This window comes from Rugamonas brunnea (assembly GCF_014042345.1).
In the GTDB taxonomy this organism is placed as follows: Bacteria; Pseudomonadota; Gammaproteobacteria; order Burkholderiales; family Burkholderiaceae_D; genus Rugamonas; species Rugamonas brunnea.
The window spans coordinates 1-255 of sequence record NZ_JACEZT010000072.1; the positions used below are offsets into that span (position 1 = coordinate 1).

The window sequence follows — 255 nt, forward strand, 5'->3', positions numbered from 1 at the left end:
TCACACTTATCGACTGTAATTAAGAAGAACAGCATTTGGGGCTGTAGCTCAGCTGGTTAGAGCACCGTGTTGATAACGCGGGGGTCGTTGGTTCGAGTCCAACCAGCCCTACCAGTTTCGCCTGAATCAACGGGGGATTAGCTCAGCTGGGAGAGCACCTGCTTTGCAAGCAGGGGGTCGTCGGTTCGATCCCGTCATCCTCCACCAAAGGTTCGAGTAAAAGCGCAAACGTAAGCCATAAGCGGTTTAGGTTTG

2 tRNA genes are annotated in these 255 nt (G+C 52.5%); both read left to right on the top strand.

The annotated features are described in order from the left end of the window. Positions 1 to 37 precede the first annotated feature (37 nt). Positions 38 to 114 (top strand) — tRNA-Ile (locus H3H37_RS25540). A gap of 17 nt (positions 115 to 131) precedes the next feature. Beyond that, positions 132 to 207, top strand: a tRNA-Ala gene (locus tag H3H37_RS25545). The last annotated feature ends 48 nt before the right edge of the window (positions 208 to 255 follow it).